The following is a 23,748-nucleotide window of genomic DNA, read 5'->3' as shown; positions in this document are numbered from 1 at the left end:
CTCACCACTCCGCGTCCGCGAACCGCAGGGCGGGCAGGCCGGCCAGCGTCCGCTTGGCCCTCAGGAGGACGCTCTGATCCTCGGTGAAGCCGAATCGCTGCTTCGCCTCCCCGGGGGGCAGGTACGTGCGGACGAATTCCTTGGCCGCGGCCCGGTACTCGTCGTCGGTGCGGACACGGTCCTCAAGCTCCTCCACGGCGGCGACGTACGCGCGCAAGGCGTCGAGGGTCTTGTCCCAGTCCAGCCGGAGCAGGCCGTCGGCCTCCGGCGAGCCGGTCAGCGCATCATGGCGGCGCAGCCAGGAGTAGAGGAAGACACCGGTGCCCGAATCGAAATTGCGGGTCGCGTCGTCGGCCTGCGGGTAGCGGAAGACGCGCTCCAGCAAGATCATGGCGATCTGTTCCCGCGCGAAGGGGACTCCGCCGTCGGCGCAGGCGAGGACGGTCTTGGCGTCGACCTTGGTCTCCTCCAGGAGGCCGACGAACCAGTTCATCTTCAACGTGATGTGCTGGTCGAACGGCCAGCGCCCCTGGTAGTGCATGGAGTCGTGCAGGTATCCCCAGATCGCACGGGCCTCGTAGCAGACCTCCGGCGCCAGGCCGGACGAGGCCCTCGGCACGGAACCCGCGGTGAGGACCGCCTCGGCTCCCGGCAGCGCGTAGGTCTCGTGGATCTTGCGCATCTTGTTGTAGAAGAACATCGCGTACGGCTGGTCCCGCACCTTGTCGTGCGCGGCGACGTTCTCGGGAAAGAACACGAGGCAGTTGCCGTGTGCGAACCCGTGGCTCCCCGCGACGAGCACCAGGGACTGGCAGTTGTTCTTCGGGTGGGGGAAGGACGTGGCCAGTCGAGGCAGGGCGTCGGGCTCCTTGCGCAGGGCGAGGAAGCAGTCGAGCCGCTTGCCGACGGGCGGCACGCTGTTGGTGGTCTGCGCGGGGGCCAGGAAGAACACGTGTCTGCCGTCGGGCGGCGGGGTGAGCGCGTCCCGGGAGCGGGCGAAGTCCGGTGCGCTGTCCAGGCCTTCGCGGAGCCAGCCGTCCACGTCCGCCGCGAGCGCGGCCGCCTGGCCGGGCTGCCCGTCGCGGACGTACCAGGCGGTGGCCTCGTCCCGGATCTCGGCGAGCAGTTCCCCATCGGCGGTCCGCGGAGCCGTCACCGTACCGTTGTCGGCCTGCCGGAGGCGGAAGCGATTGACCTTGGGTATGAGGGACCCGGCGAGTTCCCTCGCCTCGGCGCGCAAGGCCGCGCTGAGCGGGGCGGTGGCGGTAACCGTGGCGGTGTTGGCGGTGGTGGAGGTGTGGGCGGTGGTGGTCACAGCGCTGCTCCCGCGGCGACGGGCCGGGCCGCGTCCTCGGCGAGCACCTGGTGGATGGTGAAGACCATCGGCACCGGCCCGAAGTCGCGAAGGATGCGCATCCCGTGCCGCTCGGCGGCGACGAGGGTGGTGATGCAGCCTTCGCTCAGGTCGGCCGCACAGTCGATCGCGGCCTGGGAATTGCTCAGTACCAAGCGGGGCTCGGCCTCCCGCGGCACCAGTCCGATCGGGGCCGGATGCGTGGAGACGGTGCCGGGAGCGTCGGCCCCCATGCTGGCCAGGACCATGTTGTGCGTCGGCATGATGAAGCTGTCGACCATGTGCAGCCGGTGCAGGTTCCCGAAGGTCAGGGTGTGGAGCGCCGGATAGACGGCGCAGGCCACGAGCGCGTGCTCCCCGTCGTGCGGGACCGACTCGAGGGCGTCCTCGAGCGACGGATGGAGTTCGACCGTGCCGGCGGTTCCCCGGCGCCGCAGCCACTCGTGCGCGGCGGCCTCGAGGTTCGTTCCGTGCGGGCCTAAGGTGTGGACATGGCGGATGTCATCGGGGCCTAAGCCCGCGCGATGGCGGGGCTCAACAGTCGTAGTCACGTTTCCTCCTGGATGCGTCCCGGGTCATCACCCGGAACAGCCGCTCGTCGGGGCCAAGGATCTCGCCCCTCCAGGCGATCAAACATCCCGGCGCCCTCGCACACAAAGAAAATTCATGTGTGCTTCTTACAAGCCAAGTTCCAAGAGGGCGCAATGCCGGACGATTGCGACCACCAAGGCCCCGCCGTCGTACCGCACTTGCTCTCTCTGCTCCCTGCGGTGGTGCCCGGTCTGTGATGCTCCGTCTCACAGCCGTCGGGGGCCGACACCGTCCTCGGCGAGCGTGTCTCCGGGGTTCAGCAGAGCGCATGCCTTCATCGAGAGACATCCGCAGCCGATACATCCGGTGAGCTCGGCCTCGAGCCGCTCGATGGTCTGCCGGCGCTCCTCCAGCCGGTGCTTCCAGCTGCGGGAGGCGCGCTGCCACTCCTGGTGACTCGGTGGACGGTCGAGCGGCACATCGGCGAACGCCTCTCGAAGGTCCTGCAACGGGATGCCGATCCGTTTGGCCACCGAGATCAACGCAACACGGCGCAGCATGTGCCGAGGGTAGCGACGCTGGTTGCGGTCGTCGCGTTCGGACGCGATCAGGCCGAGCTCCTCGTAGAACCGCAGGGCGGAGACGGCCGCCCCGGTTCGTGTGCTCACCTCGCCGATACCCAGCCAGTCGTCCGGGGTGGCCCGGGCGTCGACGGAGCGGTTGCTCGTCATCAAAAACCTCCTGTTGACCTCAAGTCTACTTGAGCCCATACCGTCGGCTGCGTCGGAACGGCAAGCAGGAACCACTTGGAGAGGACGGCAGTTCGATGACGTTTGTGATCGCTTTGCCCTGTGTGGACGTCAAGGACAGGGCATGCATCGATGAGTGCCCTCTCGACTGCATCTACGAGGGCGAGCGCATGCTCTACATCCAGCCGGACGAGTGCATCGACTGCGGTGCCTGCGAGCCGGTGTGCCCGGTCGAGGCGATCTTCTTCGAGGACGACACCCCGCAGGAATGGCAGCACTTCAACACCGTGAACGCCGAGTTCTTCGCCGACCTCGGCGCCCCCGGCGGAAGCGCGAGGCTCGGTTCGATCGGACGGGACCATCCGAGCGTGGCGGCCCTCCCGTCTCAGGCTGCCGTCCATTCGGTCCCCGCGGTCCTGGATCTCGGTCGCGAACCGGCGGACGGGTGATCCGCGCAGGCCCTGGAGCAGCTCGGTGTCCGTCCGGCCGTCCCCGCCCGGCTTGTCCGGGTACGGGGCTGTGCATCCCGTACGGTGTGCGCCATGACGGAGCCTCGGATGCATGGTCAACCCGTTGATGAGGGTACGAGCATGGCGCGGCTGGTGGCGTTGTCTGACGGCATCTACGCCATCGCGATGACGTTGCTGGTCATCGACGTGGCAGTTCCAGCGGGCCTGGGTGACTCCGCGTTTCACCAGGCCTTGAGGAACGCGCTGCCCAACCTGGGTGCGTTCGCCCTCAGCTTCGCCCTCACCGCCGGGTTCTGGCGTGACCATCGCAGGATCCTCGCCGGCCTGAGCAACGGCACCGCGGCCGTGACGCGCGTGATCCTTCTCGGCCTCGGCCTGGTCGCCCTGCTCCCCTTCCCGACGGCACTGCTCGCCGAGTACGCCTCGCAGCCCGAGGCGGTAGCCGTCTACGCCACGGCGGTGGCCGCCATCCACACCGTGCATCTCGTCCTCTTGCTGCTCACCCGGCACCAGGTGCACCCGACGGCCTCATCTCCCGGAGCCGGGGAGCGCCGCCGCTTCGGTGTCCGGCTCGCCGTCAGCGTGGTGATCTTCGTCCTCTCCATCCCGCTGGCATTCGTCAGTACGGCCGCGGCGATGTGGTTCTGGTTGGCGCTCGTCCCCGCCCGTCACCTGGTCCGCCGGCGCCCGTCAGCGTCTTGACGAGCCACAGCCAATCCCCTGCTTCGAGTACGAAGAGTCCGTGGGGGCGAACTCCACAAGCAGGACTTCACCATCCAGCAGTCCTCGAGTGAGTTCGCCTTCGAAGCCGCGGGCAACCCTGTGGAGTTGGGGAACAGAGCGGCAGAGTGGTTCGAAGCGGTCCTCGCGCGACCTCTGGTTCGTTGGGAGTGGCACCACGAGGGAAGGATGTACGCGATCCGCTACGAGTACGCAGACACGGGGCGAGGCCTCGGTGAGGGCTTCGAAGACTCGTTGGCACCCGACGCATTGCGGGAAAGGCTGGCCGCAGAGGGCGTGATTCGAGGCCGAGGCCGGATCAACAGGGCCGGCCTGGGCCAACCAGACGTGATCGCGCATGTCCGAGGCCTCCGCCCCTCTCAGTAATTACGGGACAGCTCTTGGATGGTCGCATTCCGGTAGCCGCGTTCAAGAGCGAAGAGCGATGTCCAAGTGTCGATGGTTCTCAGGGGGATGCGTTGGCGACTCCGAAGGGCACGTGAACGCTCGGTGTGGCCGGTGCCGTTCCGTTCAGGTGGGCGACCTGGTCGTCGAAGAAGATGTGCGGATCGAGCGCGCGCATGACGGCGGCTTTCTCGATGCCGCCCAGGAAGAAGGCGTCGTTGACTCGAAGTCCCCACTGATTGAGGCTCCGCACGGCACGCTCATGGGAAGGGGCGTCCCGGGCGGTGACCAGGGAGACTCGGAGGCGAGGCCGGTAGGTGGGATCAGCGAGGCGCTTTTCCTCTTCGAGGCGCTGGATGCGATTGATTCCGGCGAGAAAGTTTCTCAAGGGGCCGGGGTCGTGCGGAGTGGTCGCGTTGAGGGCCTCATGCGCGCGGAACCCGTCGATGCCTTCGATTCGGAAGATCCGCTCGGAGGCATCACCCGCCAGTACGCCGTCGAAGTCGAAGGCGATGCGTAGTTCCTGGTCGGCGTCGTCATCGACGCGTTCTGTATGGAGAACGTGTCCGGCCGGCTGTCCGTCGGCCATGGCTTCACGCACGTCGGAGCCGTTGGCCGACAGGAACAAGGACATGTTCAGCGCCGGCATGAAACGGTGTGCTGATCGGCCTTGTCGGAACACGGCCCGACTGATGTGAAGGCCGTGTGCCGCGATGGAACGCATCACACGGAGCCCGGTGTCCGGGTCGTTGCGCGAGAGGATGATGACCTCGGCCAACGGATCGCGGGGATCCACGAGGCTGTTCAGCGACAGCAGGCGCCGGATGAAGGGGAAGGCCACGCCCTTTTCCAGGATGTCGTTGGCATGGACCCCTTGATAGGCCCGGTAGGCGTCCTCACCCTGCTCCCGGAACACTGCGTCGGAGTCGGTGAGGTCGAACAGGGCGCTGGAGGCGATCCCCACGACTAGGCGGTCGGACAGGTCGTACTTCATTGCGCCCCCTGCTGGTGCACACGCGTCATCGAATGGGTTATCGCCGTTTCGAATATGCCGAAAACATGTGCGGACGCATGGGGAGTAGTCCTGCCCAGGCTGCGATCACAGTGTGGACAAGACGGCCCTCCGCTCCCGGCGGGGGAAGGGCCCGGCAGCGAGCGGAGGCCGGCTGCCGCCGATCGCCATCCCGTCACCGCGGGGCAGTGGCCGCTGCCGTGAACTTCCGGCGCCAGGCCAGTGATACGTAGACCAGCGCGATCAGGACCGGTACCTCGATCAGCGGTCCGACGACCCCGGACAGGGCCTGGCCGCTGGTGACGCCGAAGGTGGCGATGGCGACGGCGATGGCCAGCTCGAAGTTGTTGCCGGCCGCGGTGAAGGCCAACGTCGCGGTGCGGTCGTAGGCGAGACCGATCGCCTTGCCGAGGGCGAAGGTGCCGAACCACATCACCGCGAAGTAGACGAGCAGCGGGAGCGCGATGCGGGCCACGTCCATGGGCTGCGAGGTGATGTTCTTGCCCTGGAGGGCGAAGAGGACGACGATCGTGAAGAGCAGGCCGTAGAGGGCCCAGGGGCCGATCTTCGGCAGGAACGTCGACTCGTACGCGTCACGCCCGAGCTTCTTCTCGCCGAGGCGGCGGGTGAGGAAGCCGGCGAGGAGCGGGACTCCGAGGAAGATGACGACGTTGAGCGCGATCTTCCACAGGGAGATGTCGAGGTGTTCGCCTTCGCCGAGGCCCAGCCATCCGGGCAGCAGGTCGAGGTAGAACCAGCCCAGGACGCCGAAGGCGAGGACCTGGAAGACCGAGTTCAGGGCGACGAGGACGGCGGCGGCTTCGCGGTCTCCGCAGGCGAGGTCGTTCCAGATGATGACCATGGCGATGCAGCGGGCCAGCCCGACGATGATCAGGCCGGTGCGGTATGCGGGCAGGTCGGCCAGGAAGATCCAGGCGAGCGCGAACATGACGGCCGGGCCGACCACCCAGTTGATGACCAGCGAGGAGATCATCAGCTTGCGGTCGCCGGTGACGGAGTCGAGCTTGTCGTACCGGACCTTCGCGAGCACCGGGTACATCATGATCAGCAGGCCGACCGCGATGGGGAGCGAGATGCCGCCGATCTCGACCTTGGCGAGCGCGTCGTTCAGGCCGGGGACGAGCCGGCCGAGCCCGAGGCCGAAGGCCATGGCCAGCAGGATCCAGACCGCCAGGAAGCGGTCCAGGGTGGAGAGCTTGGCGACGATCGAGCTTCCCCCGGACTCCGTCCGGGAGGTGTCCCCGGTCGGGACGGGCGCGGTCGTGGTCATCAGCAGGCTCGCTTTCGGTTTGTCTCGTAGGTGGCGCGAGCGGTGGCGGCCAGCTCGCCGAAGGTTTCCGCGAGGGCTTCGATGACCTCGGGCTTCAGCTTGTAGTAGATGAACCGGCCACAGGGCTCGGTCTCGACGACGCCGGCCTCGCGCAGCACCTTCAGGTGGTTCGAGAGGTTGGTCTGGCGGGCCCCGGTCTCCTCCACGAGGTGGGTGGTGCAGAGGGTCTCGCGGGCGAGCAGGGTCACGATCTGGAGCCTGGTCGGGTCGGCGATCACTCGGAACAGATCAGTGGTGGCTGACGTCATCATGCGCTGATATTCTCACATCATTCGGGACTGACACCACTCCGGACTGACCCTTTCGGGGGTGTGCCCGCACGCCGTCCCGTCGCCCCTGCCGATGAAGGAAAAGCACATGCTCTCCACCCCGCTCGCGTCCGTGCTGTTCGTCTGCGTCCACAACGCGGGCCGGTCGCAGATGGCCGCCGGATTCCTGCGGCACCTCGCGGGCGACCGTGTCGAGGTCCGCTCCGCCGGCTCTGTTCCCGGAGACCGGGTCAATCCCTCCGCGGTGGCCGCGATGGCCGAGCTGGGGATCGACATCTCGGACCAGCGGCCGAAGGTCCTCACCCCGGAGGCCGCCAAGGCGTCCGACTACATCATCACGATGGGCTGCGGGGACGCCTGCCCGTTCTTCCCCGGCAAGACGTACCTGGACTGGCGGCTGGAGGACCCGGCTGGGCAGGGTGTCGAGGCCGTACGCCCCATCCGGGACGAGATCAAGGGCCTGATCGAGGGCCTCATCGCCGAAATCGACGTCAAGAACACGCGGAAGCAGGAGAGCTGACCGCATCCTGACGACGAACCCGGCAGGCGTGCGGGACGACGTGCGCGGGGGCACCATCATCGGTCCAAGTCCGTACAGGACCGTGCGAGACCAGCACCGCGACGACGGCAGCCGGGATCAGGGTCCACGGGCTCTCGACCCCGATCGTCCCTCCGAACCAGGTGCCCAGCCATCCGACGGCGCCCACGATCGCCAGGGCGAGAGCGAGGTGCAGGGTCTCCCGGAGTGCCGTGTGGTCCTTCACCGGCGTGAGGTCCTTCAACGCTTCTTCCGGGAGCATGGATCCGAGCCTGCCGCAGGCGTAGTCGTCGACGACGGTCGTCAGCAGGCCGGACAGTTCCCTCGCGGCCTCGACCGGGTGCGTGTCGAGGCGTACTTCGGGCTGCCGGAGTGCTGCGACCACGAGGCGGGCGTGCAGCTTGAGCTGCTTCCTGCGCGGGGAGGAACGCGGCACCGTACCGAAACGGCCGGGCCCCCGAAGGATGGCCCGCTCCACGCCCCGCAGGCACTTGGACACCGCCTCGGTCCGATCAGGCCGGGCACTCGCGGGGGAGGCGACCACGCTCGCGCAGGCTTTTATGGCACGGGTCAGCCTGGCAGCGCGAAGGTCCCGGCGGACGGGAATGGGCGAGCTGTGATGCCGCGGCGGCGGACTGCGGCCCGCAGGCCCGGCGCGCATCGCGCGTCGTCCTCGTAGGCGAGGTGGGAGTCGTAACTGTCGTGCCGACCGCGACCGATGAGTGGACTCAGTGGTCGGAGGCCTTGATCTTTTCTGCTCGGTGAAGAGGCGCGCGGTCCAGGATGCTTTGCTCCCTCGCGGTGAGGGCGGGGCCGTCGAGCAGGGGCTTGCGCAGGCCGCGTGCCGCGGCGATCAGGACGTCGGGGGCGCCGAGAGCGGAGGCGGGTTTCTGCATGGTCATGACGTCCGTAAGCGCCTTCACGACGAGGAAATTGCCGATGGCGGTGTGGCTGAGGCGGTGGACGTAGCGTGCTGCGAGCCTGTCGGCCAGGTTGGGCGTCTTGCCGACAGCACCTGGGTAGAAGCGGTCCTGGCCGACGGCGAGCAGCCAGGCCGCGGCAGCGGGTCGCGCCATCGCCTTCTGGGCCCGCGCGGCGAACTTGGGCGTGGTCACGGGCATCTTCGCCGCAGTCTCGCGCAGGGCGAGCGCGCCGAGGGCGGCGGAGGACATTCCGTGGCCGTAGACGGGGTTGAGGCTGGTGGCGGCGTCGCCGAGTACGACGAAGCCGGCGGGCATCGCGGCCTTGTCGAAGCGCCGCTGCCGGTTGGCGGTCCGGCCGTAGACGACGACGTCGCTGATCGGCTCCGCGCGGGCGAGGAATTCGGCGGCCAGCGGGTGGCGGACTCCTCCGGCGAACTCCTCGAAGAGGTTCTCATCGGTGCTCGGCTCGCCGCCGCGGGTGCCGGAGATACTGACGTGCCACTGGCCGTCTTCGATGGGGATGATCGAGACGACCTGGCCGGGCATTCCTTCCCGCGGGTCGGCCTGGATGTGAATGACGGGCCAGTCGGATTCGGCGCCTTGCGGGGCGCGGTAGCGGCGGCTGGCGTACCGTACCCCGGCGTCCACGACGGTCTCGCTCACCGTGGGGGCGCCGAGCTGCTTGAGCCAATCCAGGACCTTGGACCCACGCCCCGTGGCGTCGATCACGAGGTCGGCGTCGATCACGCTCTCCTCGCCGCTCTCGGTCAGCACGTGCACACCGCACACCTTCGATGCGCTGCCCACCAGCGATGTGACGGTGATGCCCGTACGCACGCTGACGTTGGGTATCGCCAGGGCCCCGGCGCGTATGCCCCAGTCGATGAGGTCGCGGCTGGCGCCGATGAGGTAGTGGGTCTCGGTCCACCGCCGGAACCAGCCGGCGGCCGAGTAGGAGACCATGCCGTTGGGGATGGGTACGCGGTGAGCTCCGGCCTTCAGCCACCGGTCGGTTGTGCCGGGAAGCAGGGATTCGATCGCGTCCGCACCACCCGACCACAGCATGTGGGCGTGGGCGGCCTGGGGAAGTCTGGGCCGGGGTGCCGCGCTATCGGGCAGCTTCTTGTCGCGCTCGAGGACCAGTATTTCCACGAAGTGGGGTGCGAGTGCGGCGGCCGCGAGTGTACCGGCCAGGCTGCCACCGAGGATGACGGCGCGGGTGGTGCCGGTAGTGCCGTTGGGCTGCTGGGTCATCGTGTGTTGCTCTCTAGGACTGCCGCTTCGCGGGTGGCTCGGACGATGAGGAGTATCGACAGAGGCTGGAAAGGATTACAAGGTCGACGGCATGGAAGGCAGGGGTGAGCGCGGTACGGAGGGACGGGGGCCGTTCACAGGGAGCGTCCTTGCAGAGGGACGGCCGCGGTGTGACTGCGAAGAGCTCCGTATTGGCGGGAGATGCGGGCGATGCCCTTGGTGCCGGTGCCGAACACGGGGCTGAGCGCGTCAGTGAGTTGTTCCGGGCACTCCTCTCCGCTCTCCGTGGCGGATTCCTTGGCCTCGATGGCAAAGGCGATCATCAGGGCCGCGGCCGCGGCCCATGCTTCATCGGGCTCGACTCCGTCGTCGGGTGCCGGGTCGTGATATGCCGTCATGACCCGAAGGTCGCAGTACGGGGCCAAGGCCAGCAGATCGTCGTAGATGTCCGTTTCGCGATTGAAGAGCCGGGATTCGAGAGGTGTCCACCAACTGGTCGACATCGGCTGGCCCATGAGGATGCGGAGCCTGCGCCACAGCGGCCCCATCCACCGGTAGGTCTGCCATGTCTCCCATGCCCCGGCCATGCGGCGGCCCTGCGGCAGCAGGAAGCCGGAGGTGGTCAGGACGGCTCCGGCACTGGCCAGCGGCGGAGCGACGTCCGTGCTGAGGAAGTCCCAGTCTCCGCCCGCCCAGCGCGCGACGACGGCCGCGGCCTTGGCCAGGCCGAAACCGGTGCTGAAGACGAAGCCAGCCACGAGGGTCAGCAGGCCCGCCCGGAGCCACCCGTCGACGACGCGAGACCACCGCCAGCACATCACGGGTACGACCGTGCCGACAATGATGTGCCAGGCGAGGTAGATGACGATCATTTCGCGGATCCAGGGCGTGGACGCGTAGTGGGTGTCCAGGTCCCGGAGCCGCTCCTCCGGGGCATCACCCAGGACGAAGCACAGGGCGAGTGAGGCGACCACCGCGCCGCATACGGTGAACCACCGTCGCACGCGGCGTTGCACCTCGGTGCCGAACCCCTCACGCCAGTACGCGAGGAGGACGATGGAACAGGTGTTGAACACGCTGAGGATGGCATAGACCAGCGGCGCGGAGACGTTCGGCAGCCCCACGGCTCTGTTGATCACCGTGATGGTGGGGGGCGCGGCGAAGGCGAACCCTGCGCTGGACATGAGGAGCAACCCCGCGACGGACCGGACCATGGGGTTGCCCCACTGCCGGATCAGTCCGGGGAGCTTGGAGAGGAACGCGATGCCAAGGGCAGCCGCCGGGATGTAGTAGTCCGAGCCGTTCATCTACCGTTGCCGAGAGAGGCTTGGATACGGGCAGCCGGACCTTGGAGGACCCGCTGCGTGGAGTGGGCTTCCACCAAATGGCGAAACCGCCGGCCGAGCATGCGGCCGTACTGCTCGGCCTCGGCCTCGTCACCTCCTGCGGCGTGGGTCCGCGCGGCGACGAGACGTACTGCTTCGTCGAGGTCCGCCGGCGTCAGGACGTCATCACCGATCAGACGCGTGGCGACCTGCGCACCCAGGACGTAGGTCCCGCAGTGACCTTTCATCATGTGCCAGATCTCGTGCCCCAAGATGACCAGAGCATGGAAGGGACTGGTGCTCTTCGCGACGACGATGATGTCTTCGGTTTCCCGGTCGAGCCAGAGTCCTGAAACGATGCCGAGGCCCTGCGGGAAGTCACGGCGCACGATGCGCACGGGCCGTCTGGGATCGCCACGGTGGACGGTGAGATGCGCGGCTATTCGGTCGATCAGTTCGGTGATGTCGCGGGGGGCTGGCTCGCCCAGGCCGGCGTACAACTCATCGCACAGCCGGACCATCTCCTGCTCCAGCCGCCGATTCCTCACGATCCTCATCCCCTGACTCCTCACCCGCGCACCCCATGCCCTCCGGCGGTGATCCGAATCCCTCAGTGGGTCCAGCGTGGACCTGCGCTCACTTCGGACTCGGCCGTCGTCCAAGATTAAGCTCAGGGTGAGCCGAGTCGCTGCCGGGGTTTCGGAGAAACCCCGGCGGGTTATGGCCCCCAACTCCAGGTGTCCTGTCCACCCCACCTGTCCACGCCACCTGTCCACCTCACCTGCGCCAAGGATCCTGTGCCAAGGATCCTGTGCCGCTCGCCGGCTTGTCAGCCGCTGAGCGGCATGGTCGCCTCCGGTGCGGGGTTCTGGGCGAGCCACCGCCCGTAGGCCCGGGTCATTCCTCGATTCCGCAGCGTGTCGCGGATGAGGGCGAGGTACGCAGAGGTCCGGGCGCGAGGCGGGAGGCCGCGGGAGATGCGGCTCATGTGCGCCCGTACGACGGCGAGTACACCCGCGCTGGCGATGTCCTTGTCCCGCCAGTTGAGGCGTAGCGCCGGAACCTCGATGTCCTCGCCCTCCTGCCAGCGCGTGGGCAGGTCGGGGTGGAGAGCGAGTGCGGTGGCCAGCCCGACCATGGCGAATCCGCTCGTCAGGACCCGCTCGGCGGAGGCGCGACGGCCGATTCCTCCCGTCAGCATCAGCGGCATGGGCGCGGACGCGACGAGCCGCTCGGCGATCGCCAGGAAGTAGGCCTCCCGGTCGAGCTTCCTGTCATCGGCCGTGCGGCCCATGGTCGCCGCGCTCTCCATGCTGCCGCCGGAGAGCTCCACCAGGTCTACGCCGAGGTCTCCGAGGGACGCGAGTACCTGTTCCACTTCGTCGACGTCGAAGCCGCCGCGCTGGAAATCGGCGGTGTTGATCTTGATGCCTACGGCGAAGCCCGGGGACACCGCCGCGCGAACGGCTCGCACCACCTCCACGAGCATCCGTGCCCTGTTCTCCAGGCTGCCGCCCCACTGGTCGGTACGGCGATTGACCAGCGGAGAGAGGAACTGGCTGAGAAGGTAGCCGTGAGCCGCGTGGATCTGGACGCCGTGGAACCCGCTGTCCTGTGCGAGACGTGCCGTGGTGGCGAACCGGCCGATCGTGGCCTGGATGTCCGCCTCAGTCATCGCTATCGGGCGGGCGAAGGTACTCGTGTGCTTTCCCATGCTGACGCCGATGTCGGACGGCGCCCATGCGACACCGGGCAGGTCCGACCGAATCTGCCGGCCCGGATGGTTGATCTGCATCCATACCTGGCCGCCCTCCGAGCCGGCCGCCGCGGCCCAGCGGCGGAAGGGGTCCAGGTCGGTTTCGGCGTCGAGCACGATCGTTCCCGGGGAAGTGAGGGCGCGCCGATCGATCATCACGTTCCCGGTGATGATCAGCCCGCTTCCACCGCGAGCCCAGCTGCGGTAGAGCTCCTCGATCTCCGGCCCGGGCAACTGACCGGGCTGGCGGGCCAGGCTCTCCTCCATGGCGGCCTTGGCCATCCGGTTGGCAATGCGGGTGCCGCTCTGCAGTACGAGAGGTGTGGACAGGTGCATAGAAGATTCCCCTCTGGACGTCGTGGTGTGACGTTCGGCTGTGGCCCGCGCGTACGGTGCCATTCTCGGTCCGTGCCCAGCCTGGGCCGGCGTGGCTTGCGCTTCAGCGGGCTCGCGACTTCAGAACCCGGCCCGCTGCTGCCCGTACGCGCGAGAGGCGTGCGGAGAGACCAGGGCCGGCGGGCTGGTGACGGCCCCCACCCATCAGGCCCGTCTGGGGATCGGCCCACAGGTGAGCGATCTCTTCGGAGATTGCCTGCTGAGCCCTGCGGGATGCCGTCGGGTGGCCGATGCCGCGCTGGAGTGCCTCACGCAGGGCTCTGGCGGCGGCCTCGGTCGCCAGCGGCCCTCGTGCGTCCAGGGGGCTGAAGGTCGCCAGGGCGTCCCCGATGACGACGATGCCGCGGGGACCGCGGATTTGCTCGTACCGGTACCAGCGCAGGGCCGAAGTGGGTGTGACGACCACGTCGCCCGCGGGTTTCGCCCCGGCGATGAACCGGCCGACCGCGGGGTCCGACAGAGCCAGCGCGGTGTCTGCGAAGGTGTCCGCGTCGGAGATCTGTGCACGATCCGGGGCGGTCTGGGTGACAGCCCACAGCCCATCCTCGACCGGGACGAGTACCGCACTGCGGGCGCCGTCCACAACAGCGGTGACGGGAGTGTCCGCCTGTCCCTCTGGTACCTCGTAGAGACGGCTGGCGGAGAACCCGGCCGTGCCCCGTGAGATGACCGGTACGGCGGCGACACCGAGATCCCTCAGCCAGCCTGCCGTACTCGCATCGGCGCCACTCGCGTCGACGACGAGCTGCGCGGTGACATCCTGTTCCGTCCCGTCACCGAACCGCACGCGCGCGCCGAGCACAGCGGACTCGTCGCCGATGAGCCCGACGGCCTGTGCACCATCCAGGATGACGGTGTCCCGCTCGCGTGCGGGATTGGCGACCACGACCTCGCGCAGCACGCTGGTCAAGAGGTCGCGGCTGCACGTCACCAGCTCACGGGTCCCCCAGGCTCGTGGGCGTGTCCGGGACAGGTGATCCCCCGCCGGGAAGGGGAAGGTCAGAGCCCCGCGGCGCTGCAGCATCGCACCCGAGCCGTAGGCCAGATCGTTGATGTCCCACATCCCGCCGACGTGGAGGACCTCGCCGTGCCGAGCGGGTTCGAGACCCGCCTCCCGCGCGTGGGCGGCGGGTTGGCCGCCCGCGAGTACGAGTACGTCGTATCCGGCCAGGGCGACCACGGATGCGGCCAGCAGGCCGGCGTATCCCCCGCCGATGATGAGGGCTTCGACGTGCTTCGGGTGTGTGGTGGCCATGGTCATCCCTCTGTGATGGGTCTCGGTGTGCGGCGTACAGGCAGGGGCAGGTGGTCTTTCGGACTGCTTGCCGCCGTCATGCACTGGGTTCGGCCGACGCGTTGGACTGCCGCGTCACTTCGACCCGCGTGGACCGCAGCATGGCGGTGGACATGTCGGCGAGATCTTCGGAATCCTCGATGGAGCTGACCGTCCACCGGTGTTCCGAAGGGAGGGCCGGTACGGCGTGCCCCTTCTGGATGACCGCGTGGGCGATGACACACGCATCGGCCTCACCGCGGGCACGGCGGATCTCGGAGTGCTCAGCCAGGGCGAGTGCGTAGACCTCCGCGCCGATCGACCGGTCGAACCAGGGCATCAGCCGAAGTACCGCGTCGAAAATGTCCCTCTCACGCTGCATGAGCCGACGCTCCACCGGCTGCCACCACGGCATGGGCGGCGGACTCGTAGGAGGGATCTCCGGGTGGATCTCCCACCAGAGAGGCTGTAGTCGGCGAAAGCGGCGAAGTGCCCGCCACCTGGAGCCCACGCCTTGCCCGATGGGCGGGAGCATGAAGCCGGCGGTGAAGAGGAAGGCACTGAAACCGGCCAGATTGAAGGCGACGGTGGTGCTCAGCGAGTCCCAATTGTGGCCGAGCCAGCGGGCAATGATCGCGGTGAACTTTAAGAGGTCATAGCCGAACATGCACACTGCCCCCGTGGTGATCAGCAACAGCCCGGCCTTCAAGGTGCCCGGAACCTGCCTCGACCAGCGCAGGCAGAGGAGAATCATGGTGACGGCCGCCACGCTGTGCGCGGCCAGATAGAGAAGGATCATTTCGCGGATCCAGGGCGTGCCGGAGTAGTACGTGTCCAGGTCCCGGAGGCGCTCGACCGGTGCGTCACCCAGTGCGAACAGGGCGTAAAGGGCGACCATCACCGTGGCGTAGGCAGAAAGGCACAGTCGGGTCTGCCGGAGGGTGACGCGCGAATCCTCGTTGCCCCGCCAATGGATCAGCAACACGATGCTGATGCCGTCGAACGCCGTCAGGATCGAATACACGATGGGCGCTGCGATGTTCGGTATGCCGAGCCATTCGTTGATGACCGCGAGATTCGGGGGAGCGGCCGTGACGAACAGAAACGCAGCCACGAAAAGAGTTGCGGTGACGGCCCACAGGAGGGGGTCCCGGGGGTTCTTCCGCAGCGCCCAGAGTTTGACGGCGGTGGCGAGGAGGAAGCCGACGGCTACGGACAGGTACGCCGTTCCCGCGCTCACCTACGACCCCCGCGAGCCTCGTGGGGGAGAGTAGGCGTGATCATTTGCCCTCGGAGCGGGCATCGTCGCCGGTGGGAAAGCCGGAGTGGCGGATCTTGGCGAACTGGATGCTCAGTCGGGCAAGGCCATTCGTTCCTGACACACGCGTGTCGATGGTGGCGCCTATGTCGGCGGCGGTGGCTACCGACCCGGGTGACAGCCTCCCGGCGATCTCCACGGTGGCCAAGGCGGCATGGATCGTCGTCGCTTCGGCGAAGATGAGAGCTGCCTCCGGTTCGCAGCCTTGTGATGAGGCGTATCGCTCGGCTGCCTCACGGCGGTTGCTGTCCAGGTAGGGCGCCAGATTGAGCAGTCGATCGGAAATATCGGTGGACCTGGCCATCGCCCGGATCTCCGGCGACGAGGTAAGGCGAATCCAGGTGGGCTTCCCGGGTCCCGCGAAGGGCTCGAGCGCACGCCAGAGGGGCTCCATCGCCCGGTAGGCCCGCCAGGCCTCCCACATCGACCCCAGCCGTGGCCCGACGACCGGGACCAGGAAGCCGATCGTCGTCAGGCCGGCGCCCAGTCCTGCCAGGGGAGGGGCGATGTCGGTGCTGAGGGAGTCCCATCTCTCCGAACCGGCCCATCGGGCACCGACAGCCATGAATTTGAGCAGGGCGAACGACAAGCCGATACCGAACGCGGCTACGAGTATGAGGAGGCCCCAGTGGGTCCACGCCGCTTGGAGATCTCGAAGCTCACGGGCCCACCGCCAGCATTTCGTCGCCACTACGAGGCTCATGGCGAAGTGCGCGGTCAGATAGAGCACGATCATCTCCCGCACGTACGGGGTGTTCGCGTAGAAGGTGTCGAAGTCGCGCTGCTGCTCGATGGGTACGCTGCTGAGGGAAAAGAGAACACAGAACGTCGCTATCACCACGGCGGTGGCCGCGATCCACGTCCTGGTGTGCCTCCGGAGGATCTCCTCGGGCCCCCCACGCCAGTGTATGAGGAGCACGATCGAGCCGCACGACAGGCACGACAGGATGCAATAGACGATGAGCGCCGAGACGTTCGGGACGCCGGTGAACCGGTTGACCCGCTCGATCGTCGGCGGAGCACCGAACACGAAACCTGCCGCCGAGGCCGCGAGGATCACAAAAATCGAATTCGACATCGGCGAATGCCAACTGCGCCAGAACGAAGGAGCCTTCACCACCAAGGCAATCGCGAGGACGCCGGCGGGAATGTAGTAGTCAGATCCGGTCATGCTCAGTAGCCTCTACCCATGCTGGACTGAATCCGGCCCGGCAAACCGGATGTCGGGAGGGCGTCTGACCCTTGCAGGTCTCGCAGCCGCGCTCCCATCTGCAGCCCGAACTCCTCCGCATCGCTTTCCTCTTGATTGTCGACGTGGCTCCTCGCGGCCAGGGCGACGAGGTCGTCGCCTACGAGTTCGCCACCGAGGGACCTGGCTGCGGCCGCGGCGACGTCGTCGTGGACCCCGTGGGACAGGCAATCGCCCATCAACGCATGCCACATCTCGTGTGCGAAGATCACGAACTGGTGAAGCGTGGTCGTCTGACTTTCGACGATGATGACGATCCGGTCGTCGAACCGCGCCGTGAGTCCACTGGCGGTCCCCTCGGGAAACTCGCGGAAGTAGAGGATGACCGGGTGGAACGGGAGCCCCGCGCGGTCCTCGTTGAAGCGCCGCTCGACGTCAGCCCTCATCACCGCGAACAGGCTGTCCGGATCCGAGGGAATCGGCTTGTCGAGACCCGCGAGCACGGCGTCGCAGAACTTCGCGATTCTCCGCGTGGTGGAACGCCGGGCCAGGTGAGCTCTTGGTGCGGCGAGAAAGCCCTGACGGGAGGGCAGTCCGTCGAGGCCCGCGGGCCCCCCCTTGTGAAAGCCTGCCATCTTCCCCTCGTTCATCCGAATGCCCCCACTTTGAGTTCCCCTCCGATGGGCGGTGAAGACGCGCCCCGCCCTGCTGCTACTGGTGACTGAAGGCCAGGTCAGTCGCTGCGTCCGGACCCGGGCCTAGGGCCCGGAGTCTTCCCGAGTGATTGCGTCCATGAAGGAGAGCAAAGCCGATTCCAGGCTCGGGGACAGCTCCCTGTTGCCGAGACGGAGCTGGACCTGCATGGCGTGACGATTCCTCACAGCCTCGGAGGGGTTCCTGAGGAACGACGTGAGGTACGGGATGACCTTGCTTTCCAGAACCCGTTTCACCGCCTCCGGCGGCGTCTGGGTGAAGTACTCCATGGGGACGTCGAAGAACCTGGCGAGGCCGGCGCCATGCCAAATGTTGGGCGTGCTGTGGTTCAGCAACTTGCCGTGCCACTGCGGGGTCATCCCACTGCCGGCAGCGATCTCGGCGGTTGTGTACTGGCGTCGGTGACCCGTGTGCTTGTCCACGGTCAGCCGGGTTTCCCTGAGGAACACGATGCGGCGGGCGAGCTCGGCCGCGGCACTTCTCGGCGCTTCGACGAGTTCGCCGTCGAGCAGCCGCCGGATGTCGGCCTCTGGAAGGGAGCTGTGGAAGGAGAGGTCTCGTAGGTTGAAAACCGATGCTCGGTCGAGTCCCGCCTCCGACTGGAGCTCCTCGACCTCTCTCACAGTTCTGGCGAGGTGCTCGTACCCGTCGCTCACGGGCCCTCCCGGTAGGCTGGAAGGGGAACTTGTGGTGGAAATGAGCCCGCAGCCCCCGCCGTCACTAGATCACGGAACGGTCAGATCCGCAATGAAATGATCGTTTCACGAGGCAGGTTAGCAGGCGTCGCCTTGGGGTCGCGTGGCTACCCTGATGTCGCTCTGCGGTCTTCCCCCGAACATGTCGGCCACCCAGCGCATGAGCTCGGCGTTCTGGGGATCGCCCTCGGCTCCCCGAGCCGCCATGGCGGCAAGGCCTATGCGTGCGGATCTCAGGCCGGCGACGACTGCCGCGACTTCCGCGTCGCCGGTTTCGAAGAACAGGGAGGGAACGTCAAGCGCGGCCGCCAGTGCCTCCAGAACCTCGGGAGTGGGGTGCGCCGCCCGGCCGAGACGGAGGCTTGTCACGAGGGGCCCGTTGAGGGTCTTTCGCCCCGTCCGCACGTTTCCGAGGTCGGCGAGTTCGGCATCTGTGGGGCGCTCCTGTCCGGCGGCGCCTTCCAGCAGGGCGGCAATCTTCTTGGCGATGGTGTGCGGCCCGCTGGGTTGCTCGGCCTTGGATGGCCGGGGCGCCGCCGGCGCATCCTCATCGAAGGAGCGCTTCTCTGCGGCCAAGAGCTCCTGAACGCTGACGCCGTAGGCTTTCGCGAGAGGAGCGGTGTACTGGGGGGCCAGTTTTCGCCGTCCTCCCTCGGCCGCCCGCACCGGTGAGCAGGAACTGGTCTGTGTGACGGCCGCAGTGTCCTTCTGTGTCATGCCGGCGTCGCATCGGAGATCCGCAAGGGTCGGAAGGCCGGACCGAGGGAACAGGTCATGTACGCGCTCACCGACCAGCGCCGCAAGCCGGGGCAGCTTCTCCGGCGGCGGGGACGCGTCCCCGGTCTCGTAGCGGGAGACGACGGACGGGTCCTTGATTCCGAGTGCGGCAGCCACCTGCGCCTGGGTCATGCTCCTCGCGACACGCGCGCTACGGAACCCGGAGGCATCAAAGCGGCGTTCGGGCATCGAGACTCCATCGTGCGGGGAACGGCCAGTTTAGCCACGTGATCAGATCTGCAGCTCCATAGGATGTGCATCCTGAAATCTGGTGACGCTGCTGCCTGTTGCCGTCGGATTCACCGCGCCTCGGGGGCCTGTGCCACGGCCGTGCACAGGTGCTCGCCGAGCGCGGCAGGGAGCTCGAACCGATCCTCGTGGTCGGGGCCGCCGGCCGCTGTTGTCGACGGCATGCACCGGCTGCGCGCCGCGATGGTACGAGGACTGGACGAGCGGCACCCACTACGGCGAGCTCAAGGGGGTACGACGGCGCTCCGGTTCCGATGCCGGGTCATTCCGCGTAGTCGTTGCCCTGGAGGTGGAGCGAGCGCAGGGCCGCCTCCAGGGTGAAGCGGTGGTCCGGGTCCGTGATGCGGTCGCCCAGGTGGGCGTCCAGGTTGCGCAGGCGGTAGCGGACGGTCTGGGCGTGGACACCGAGCACCTCGCCGACCTGATCGGCGGGGGCACGCGTGGAGATGTGGACGCGCAGCGTCTCGACCAGGCGCCCGCGCCGGGAGCCGGTGAGCCCGCTGAGCGGGGCCAGTTCGCGGGCGGCGATGTGGGTGACGAGCGCCGGGTCGGACAGGAGCCACAACGTTGTCAGATGGTCCTCGCAGTGCACGACCGGCTGGTGGGGCACGATCCCGTCGTCGATGAGCTGGAGCACCTTCCTGGCCCACCGGATGGAGTCGGCGGCCCGCGGCGGTGGCACGGTCAGGCCGATGACGGCCGAGGCTCCCTCGAGGGCGGATTCGAGCATCGCCAGACGCTCGGGGGTGAGGGGGCCGGGGATCAGCAGGTGCGGCTGCGGGATGCCGAGATCTGCGAGGACGTCCCGGTCCAGGCAGGTCCGCAGGGTGTCGGGCACCGGAGCCCGTAAGGCCACCAGGGTGCACTCGGTGGGGAGTTCCCACGCCGCCTGTTCGCACAGCTCGGCGATGGTCGCCTGCGGCAGGGGTGAGCCGACGAGGATGAGATGGAGCAGTTGCCTGCGTAATGCCGACACCTCGGAGGCCGCACGTGCCCGTACCTCCGCGTACCCCTCACGCGCGAGGGCCTCCAGTTCTTCGACGTACGCGAAGAGCGCGTCCGCGAAGGCGAGGATGAGGGAGGGGGATAATTTGTACCGGCGGCCGAGGGTCTTGGCCCGGCGCAGCGCGATGCGCGCGCCGAGTCGGTAGGCCCCATGGAGAGTTTCGAGGTCGCGGCCCTCGTAGGCCTCCACCCGGCCGAACTTGCGCAGGAGTTCGTCGCGCAGGACCGAGCTTGCGTCGGGATCGGCGACGCGGTCCACGAACGTGCCCAGGGCCTGTTCCACACCCTGGCGGATGGCGTCCGCGTTGGGGCCGTTGAGGAGCCGGGTGTACACGGGAAAGGCGCGCTGGACTTCTACTCTGATCTCCTTGATGAGGCCCGGGACCTCGGGCCTCATCAAGGCTGCGAACTCCTTGGGGAGCGGATCGAGCGGTTCACCGATGTCCGGCGTCTGTGCGATTGAGGGCATGACCGGTCCCTTGCTCTCCTGCGCGCCCGATGGGGAGCGGCGTGGCAGCGCCCTGGCTGAACGGAGGGCGCGGGCGCGGCCCGTCAGGTCCATACCTGTTTGTGGTGCTGACGCTAAATCAAGTTGCTTGTGCTGTACACCACGTGAGCACGAGTTGCGCCGGAGGAAGAGCCGAGGTTGGTGTAATCGGCCGGGAATCGGCCCTGGATGGCGGTTACTTGACCGCGGAGTGCCAGTTGCGGGAGAGCTGCTTGCCCGCGTCGGGGGCCACCGTGCCCGGGGCGTAGAGCCCGCCCAGGTAGGTCTGGGTGTTGTTCAGGGTCAGGCTGTTCTTGCCGGCCGCCGACGGAAGGCCGGTCTTGAGGTTGACCGCCGCGTCGATCAGGCCGAAGATCCCCAGGCCGCAGCCGCTGGCGCCGGGGACCGCGAAGGTCGTGTCGTACTGGGTGGAGCCGAGGAGGTTGAGTCGGCTCATGTCGCCCTCCTCGTTCGCGCTGCCGTCACCGTTGAACCGATCCACCCCGAACTCGGGGTAGTTGAGGTTCTTCGGCTGCAAGATGATCGGGTTGGCCTTGGTGCCGATGTAGCAGTTGCTGCCCAGGAACGGGTTCTCCAGGTGGATGCGGACGGGGATGTTCACGATCGTCTGGTCGGTGACGACGCCCGCTATCTGGTCGAAGTTCGAGGGGGTACCCACCGATTCCAGGGTCGCGGTGATCTTGTTGAGCTTGGCGTCCGAGAGCTGCTGGCAGATGGCCGTGATGCCCGGGATGTTGCTCGGACACATCAGCCCGAGGAGGCCGCCGGGCACGGTCGCGGAGTCGGCGATGATCGCCCCGGAGGAGGGTGCGACAACGATGCTGGTGCCGTCGGCGTTCTGGACGACTCCCATCTGGAGGTTGCTGTTGCCGGTGAGGACCGTCGTTTTGCCGAGCTTGATGGACCCGCTGGTGGAGTAGGAGACGACGCACTGAGGTGCCTTGTCCAGGCCGTCCGCCCCGAGCATTGCCGGCGCGTCGACGGGGCAGCGGGTGAACGGACCCCAGCTTCCGTTGAGCGCCGGCGTGGCGGCGGTCGCCGAACCGAGGGAGGCGAACGCGCCGAACGCGGTCAGCGCCGAGAGGGTGGCGAGCCGGGTGCGTGCGGAGGCGAGTGGCATGGAGGTGCCTTTCGATGACGGGGGACGTTCAGGTCTGCGGTGCGGCGGTGCGGCGGTGCGGAGGTACGGCGGTACGGCGGTACGGGTGGACGTGCGTGGTGCGAGGGTGGGGATCAGCGCTCGGGCGTCGGGACCACGTACGGCTGGCGGTCCTCGGTGCACTCGCCCTCGGTCGGTTGCGCCACACTGCAGGTCTGGCCCTGCATCTGCTTGATGTAGTTGCCGGAGCCGGAGATGGACGCGGTCAGCAGCCGGTCCAAGTCCTCACCGCCCGCCCCGCAGCCGGTGAACGCGGGGATGGTCACCTCGCCCGTCAGGGGTCCGCCCGAGGACAACTGGTAACCCGTGGCCGGCTGGCCGGAGATGATCACTCCCTTGCCGAGCATCACCAGGTGCGGGCCGGGGTGCGCGCGCGGGTCGGGCTCGGGGGAGCTGAGCGGGCCCGCAGTGCGGCAGGAGGGGCCGACGTCCAGGCGCGTGCCGTTGACCTCGGCGTTCAGTACGCGCAGGACCAGCGGAACGCGCACATAGGTGGTCGCGTAGTTGTCGCCCGTGCTGAAGTCGAGCAGGACGTCCGCCGCGACGCTCATCGGCCCCGCCTGCTCCAGGACCATGGTCGCCGTCGTCGGGGTGAAGCCGAAGGTCAGGAAGGTCGACGTGAACGGCGGGGTCTGCTTGCGGCCTTGGTGGTCGAGATTGCCTTCGGAGTTCTGGATGATGTGGAAGGTTCCGTCCGGGAACGGGACGAAGTCCGCGGGCCCCTGCTCGATCTGTACGCAGGACAGCGGGATCAGTGAAGCGCCGCCCAGTTTGGTGACGTTGGAGTAGCCCGTGATGTATCCGGTGAGCGACTGGCTGGTCGGGTTCTCCTTGACGCAGCGCGGAGCGGGCGGCCTGCCGGCCGCCGGGCCGGAGCGGGCGTCGCCGACCTTCGGCGCCTTGCTCTTGCCTTTGCTCTTGCCCTTGTCCCCGGGCGCCGGTGCCGCAGGGGCCCCGGGCGCGGTCGGCCCCTTCGGAGTGCCGGGGCCCGTCGGTGACGCGGGGTCCCTCGGTCGCTCGGTCGCCGGGGCCGTGGGGCCCGAAGGGGAGGGCGAACCGCTGGGGGCCGGGGTGTGGGAGGCCGGACCGACCGGGACGGTGACCAGCAGGCCGTGGCCGTCGGCGTCCTTCGCGAGGGTGCAGGCCAGGGTGAGGGACGGGGGAACGGCGGGAGCGCCCTCGGCCGTACCGAGGGCGAGGTCGACGCCGAGGTCCGTGGCCGTGAGGGTGAGGTCGCCGTCGGCGACGGCCGTCACGGTCGGGGCCTCGCCGCTGGTGGTGACGGTCAACGGCCCCTCGGCGGGAACGGCGACGGGCTGGGCGGCGCCGGTGCCGCGCCAGAGGGCCTGAGCCTTCGCCCCCTGTTGGGCGACTTCGAGGGACAGCCTGGTCTCGGGCACCACGGTGGCGGCCTTGAGGGCCGCGAGATCGGCGACGGCCGGGGCCGGGAGCTCGACCGTCGTGGTGACCGCGGTGGGGCGGATGGCCTCACCGCTGGTGGCCCGGCCGGGGAAGGTGGCTTTGATCCGTACCGCGACGCGTTGCGGTCCCGAGGGCAGCGCGCAGTCGTAGGGCAGCTTCGCGGTGACCTCCTGCGACCCCACCGCGGCGACAGCCGAGGAGAACAGGGGGGCGAGCGCCACAAAGGCGGCGATCGCCGCACCGCGTGCGCGCACGCGGTGTGTCCGCAGGGCGGGACGGTGGCCTCTCATCACTTGCTCCGCTCGGGGATCGTCCGGGGCACGACGGCCGGCGGGCCGGTCGGCGTGCCTGGTCGGCGTGTCTGGCAGGCGTCGTGGGTCGGCGAA

At 68.1% G+C, this 23,748-nt stretch carries 23 protein-coding genes; 3 read left to right on the top strand and 20 right to left on the bottom strand.

Features of this window, described 5'->3' with window-relative positions:
• Position 1: 1 nt before the first annotated feature.
• The 3 genes from ACFYYB_RS02570 to soxR all read right to left on the bottom strand — a co-directional run bounded on the left by ACFYYB_RS02570 (position 2) and on the right by soxR (position 2,616).
• Positions 2–1,315 (bottom strand): DUF6421 family protein, encoded by a 1,314-nt coding sequence (locus ACFYYB_RS02570; RefSeq protein WP_389432808.1) that lies wholly within the window; start codon positions 1,313–1,315, stop codon positions 2–4.
• Complete coding sequence (locus tag ACFYYB_RS02565; RefSeq protein WP_389432807.1) at positions 1,312–1,905, bottom strand: bacilysin biosynthesis protein BacA; 594 nt, start codon at positions 1,903–1,905, stop codon at positions 1,312–1,314. Before ACFYYB_RS02565 ends, ACFYYB_RS02570 begins: the two co-directional genes overlap by 4 nt.
• 246 nt (positions 1,906–2,151) lie before the next feature.
• Positions 2,152–2,616, bottom strand: a complete 465-nt coding sequence (gene soxR, locus ACFYYB_RS02560) for a redox-sensitive transcriptional activator SoxR (protein ID WP_389432806.1) — start codon at positions 2,614–2,616, stop codon at positions 2,152–2,154.
• Positions 2,617–2,711: 95 nt separating this feature from the next.
• On the opposite strand from soxR, the gene fdxA reads away from it, so the two are divergent.
• Together fdxA and ACFYYB_RS02550 are read left to right on the top strand one after the other, a co-directional pair.
• Positions 2,712–3,083 carry a ferredoxin gene (fdxA, locus tag ACFYYB_RS02555; protein WP_389432805.1) on the top strand — a complete coding sequence of 124 codons (372 nt, stop codon included), beginning with the start codon at positions 2,712–2,714 and terminating at the stop codon, positions 3,081–3,083.
• Positions 3,084–3,224: 141 nt separating this feature from the next.
• The gene (locus ACFYYB_RS02550; RefSeq protein WP_389432804.1) at positions 3,225–3,806 is read left to right on the top strand and encodes a TMEM175 family protein; all 582 of its coding nucleotides are present in this window, start codon (positions 3,225–3,227) and stop codon (positions 3,804–3,806) included.
• A 484-nt stretch (positions 3,807–4,290) separates the two neighbouring features.
• Here the strand turns inward: ACFYYB_RS02550 and ACFYYB_RS02545 are convergent, their stop codons facing one another.
• The 3 genes from ACFYYB_RS02545 to ACFYYB_RS02535 form a co-directional block, all read right to left on the bottom strand.
• Complete coding sequence (locus ACFYYB_RS02545) at positions 4,291–5,223, bottom strand: 5'-nucleotidase (RefSeq protein WP_389432803.1); 933 nt, start codon at positions 5,221–5,223, stop codon at positions 4,291–4,293.
• A 193-nt stretch (positions 5,224–5,416) separates the two neighbouring features.
• Complete coding sequence (gene arsB / locus ACFYYB_RS02540) at positions 5,417–6,532, bottom strand: ACR3 family arsenite efflux transporter (protein ID WP_389432802.1); 1,116 nt, start codon at positions 6,530–6,532, stop codon at positions 5,417–5,419.
• The gene (locus ACFYYB_RS02535; protein ID WP_389432801.1) at positions 6,532–6,843 is read right to left on the bottom strand and encodes an ArsR/SmtB family transcription factor; all 312 of its coding nucleotides are present in this window, start codon (positions 6,841–6,843) and stop codon (positions 6,532–6,534) included. The genes arsB and ACFYYB_RS02535 overlap by 1 nt, the downstream gene beginning before the upstream one ends.
• Positions 6,844–6,949: 106 nt before the next feature.
• Here ACFYYB_RS02535 and ACFYYB_RS02530 point away from each other — a divergent pair, with 106 nt between their 5' ends.
• On the top strand, positions 6,950–7,381 hold the full coding sequence (locus ACFYYB_RS02530; RefSeq protein ID WP_389432800.1) for an arsenate reductase ArsC: 432 nt from the start codon (positions 6,950–6,952) through the stop codon (positions 7,379–7,381).
• On the opposite strand, the gene ACFYYB_RS02525 is transcribed toward ACFYYB_RS02530, so the two are convergent.
• From ACFYYB_RS02525 to ACFYYB_RS02460, 14 genes are all read right to left on the bottom strand, one after another.
• A complete protein-coding gene (locus tag ACFYYB_RS02525; protein WP_389432799.1) occupies positions 7,353–7,898 on the bottom strand; it encodes a hypothetical protein in 546 nt (181 codons plus the stop codon). The two genes, ACFYYB_RS02530 and ACFYYB_RS02525, sit on opposite strands and share 29 nt — an antisense overlap.
• 229 nt (positions 7,899–8,127) lie before the next feature.
• The gene (locus ACFYYB_RS02520; RefSeq protein WP_389432798.1) at positions 8,128–9,576 is read right to left on the bottom strand and encodes an NAD(P)/FAD-dependent oxidoreductase; all 1,449 of its coding nucleotides are present in this window, start codon (positions 9,574–9,576) and stop codon (positions 8,128–8,130) included.
• A 134-nt stretch (positions 9,577–9,710) separates the two neighbouring features.
• Entirely contained in the window at positions 9,711–10,883 is a 1,173-nt protein-coding gene (locus ACFYYB_RS02515) for an MAB_1171c family putative transporter (RefSeq protein WP_389432797.1), read from the bottom strand.
• On the bottom strand, positions 10,880–11,458 hold the full coding sequence (locus ACFYYB_RS02510; protein ID WP_389432796.1) for a toxin-antitoxin system, toxin component: 579 nt from the start codon (positions 11,456–11,458) through the stop codon (positions 10,880–10,882). Before ACFYYB_RS02510 ends, ACFYYB_RS02515 begins: the two co-directional genes overlap by 4 nt.
• Positions 11,459–11,730: 272 nt before the next feature.
• Positions 11,731–12,993 carry an NADH:flavin oxidoreductase/NADH oxidase family protein gene (locus ACFYYB_RS02505; RefSeq protein ID WP_389432795.1) on the bottom strand — a complete coding sequence of 421 codons (1,263 nt, stop codon included), beginning with the start codon at positions 12,991–12,993 and terminating at the stop codon, positions 11,731–11,733.
• Positions 12,994–13,096: 103 nt separating this feature from the next.
• Positions 13,097–14,308 (bottom strand): FAD-dependent oxidoreductase, encoded by a 1,212-nt coding sequence (locus ACFYYB_RS02500; RefSeq protein WP_389432794.1) that lies wholly within the window; start codon positions 14,306–14,308, stop codon positions 13,097–13,099.
• 76 nt (positions 14,309–14,384) lie between these two features.
• A complete protein-coding gene (locus ACFYYB_RS02495; protein ID WP_389432793.1) occupies positions 14,385–15,566 on the bottom strand; it encodes an MAB_1171c family putative transporter in 1,182 nt (393 codons plus the stop codon).
• 40 nt (positions 15,567–15,606) lie between these two features.
• Positions 15,607–16,815: an MAB_1171c family putative transporter gene (locus ACFYYB_RS02490; RefSeq protein ID WP_389432792.1), complete on the bottom strand. Its 1,209-nt coding sequence runs from the start codon at positions 16,813–16,815 to the stop codon at positions 15,607–15,609.
• 2 nt (positions 16,816–16,817) lie between these two features.
• Entirely contained in the window at positions 16,818–17,483 is a 666-nt protein-coding gene (locus ACFYYB_RS02485) for a hypothetical protein (protein ID WP_389432791.1), read from the bottom strand.
• Between the two features lie 108 nt (positions 17,484–17,591).
• Positions 17,592–18,203 carry a hypothetical protein gene (locus tag ACFYYB_RS02480; protein WP_389432790.1) on the bottom strand — a complete coding sequence of 204 codons (612 nt, stop codon included), beginning with the start codon at positions 18,201–18,203 and terminating at the stop codon, positions 17,592–17,594.
• 117 nt (positions 18,204–18,320) lie between these two features.
• Complete coding sequence (locus ACFYYB_RS02475) at positions 18,321–19,208, bottom strand: helix-turn-helix domain-containing protein (RefSeq protein WP_389432789.1); 888 nt, start codon at positions 19,206–19,208, stop codon at positions 18,321–18,323.
• 322 nt (positions 19,209–19,530) lie between these two features.
• A complete protein-coding gene (locus tag ACFYYB_RS02470; RefSeq protein WP_389432788.1) occupies positions 19,531–20,742 on the bottom strand; it encodes a helix-turn-helix domain-containing protein in 1,212 nt (403 codons plus the stop codon).
• A 214-nt stretch (positions 20,743–20,956) separates the two neighbouring features.
• Positions 20,957–21,901, bottom strand: coding sequence for a hypothetical protein (locus tag ACFYYB_RS02465; protein WP_389432787.1), 945 nt, complete (start codon positions 21,899–21,901; stop codon positions 20,957–20,959).
• Between the two features lie 113 nt (positions 21,902–22,014).
• Positions 22,015–23,616 (bottom strand): DUF6801 domain-containing protein, encoded by a 1,602-nt coding sequence (locus ACFYYB_RS02460; protein WP_389432786.1) that lies wholly within the window; start codon positions 23,614–23,616, stop codon positions 22,015–22,017.
• Positions 23,617–23,748: the final 132 nt, after the last annotated feature.

It is taken from the genome of Streptomyces sp. NPDC002886 (assembly GCF_042888445.1).
Taxonomy (GTDB): Bacteria; Actinomycetota; Actinomycetes; order Streptomycetales; family Streptomycetaceae; genus Streptomyces.
The sequence above is the reverse complement of the archived record's forward strand: the minus strand, read 5'-3'. Positions and strand labels throughout refer to the sequence as shown.